Genomic DNA, 1,439 nt, shown 5'->3' with positions numbered 1-1,439 from the left:
TGAAGTGAACTGAAAAAGTTGGACAACTTAGGAGGTTCACTTTTTATTATGGCTAAACTTACAAACGAACAAAAAATTGAAATTTACAATAAAAGAAAAATGGGATACACATTAAACATGCTTTCGACTGAATATAATATCAATGTGCACGGTATTGAATATCTTGTACGATTGATAGATAAAAATGGATTCGATGTTCTTAGAAAAGATAGAAACAGATATTATTCTCCCAAATTTAAAGAAAAAGCATTGAGAAGAGTGTTTATCGATGGAGAATCAATTACAGCGGTAGCTATTGATATTGGCTTATCAAGTAGAGGAATATTGGCCAATTGGATTAAATCTTATGTTGAAAACGGGTATAATATTGTTGAAAAGAAAAGAGGACAACATGACAAACAAAAAGAAAAAAATGACACAGTCAGAAATGCAGAAAAAGATCAAGGAACTGGAACTTCAGAACCTTCGCTTACGTGTCGAGAACGAATACTTAAAAAAATTGGATGCCTTAGTTATGGAACGAAAGAAGAAAGAACTAAAGAAATAGTAAAGGTTATAACAGAACTAAGGCAGGAATTAAATCTGAGCTTAGCCTTTATTCTGGATACTATTAATTCTAATGAGGATCTTCCACATATTGCCAAATCCGTTTATTATTACACTCTTAGTAAAATTGACAAAGATGATAAGAACGATGAAATAATGGTGGAAATAATCAATATCTTTTACACCCACAAAGAACGTTATGGGTATCGAAGAATTCATCTAGAATTGTTGAATAAGGGATATAAAGTGTCTCATGGCAAAGTAAAGCGTCTAATGTCGCGTATGGGCCTATATGCATTTAATCCTACACCTAAACAAAGATACAACTCTTATAAAGGGGATATGAATGGTGTTTGTAAGAATCTTCTTCTAGAAAGAAAGAAAAATAAATACACAGGAAAAATTAACGAAAAAAGAAATTTTGAAGCTACTTCTGTAAATCAGAAATGGACTACAGATGTATCCGAGTTCAAGATAGCAGCAGGAAAATTATATTTATCTCCAATTATGGATATATACAATCGTGAGATAGTTGGATTTGATATTTCAGACACACCTAATCTATTCCAAATATATAGAATGTTGGATATGGCTTTTGAAAAATTTGACAATCTCGAAGGCTTGATTTTTCATTCTGATCAGGGATGGCAATACCAACATTTTTCATATCATAAAATATTAGAAGAAAAAGGAATTTTCCAATCTATGTCTCGTAAAGGAAACTGTTTAGATAATTCTCCAATGGAAAATTTCTTTGGGAAAATGAAAAATGAAATGTTTTATGGATTTGAAAATACATTTGAATCATTAGATAATTTAAAACAAGCGATGATAGATTATATTCATTATCATAATAATTTTAGAATTACAGTAAAGGGAAAAGGCTTAACTCC

1 protein-coding gene is annotated in these 1,439 nt (G+C 30.6%); it reads left to right on the top strand.

Going from position 1 to position 1,439, the window contains the following annotated elements:
* Positions 1-48 precede the first annotated feature (48 nt).
* Positions 49-1,439 (top strand): IS3 family transposase (locus OCV55_RS13915; protein ID WP_267309957.1); only part of this gene is annotated, 1,391 nt, incomplete at its 3' end.

The organism is [Clostridium] ammoniilyticum (assembly GCF_025566905.1).
Classification (GTDB): domain Bacteria; phylum Bacillota_I; class Bacilli_A; order Erysipelotrichales; family Coprobacillaceae; genus Faecalibacillus; species Faecalibacillus intestinalis.
This window is presented reverse-complemented; position numbering and strand designations above follow the sequence as displayed.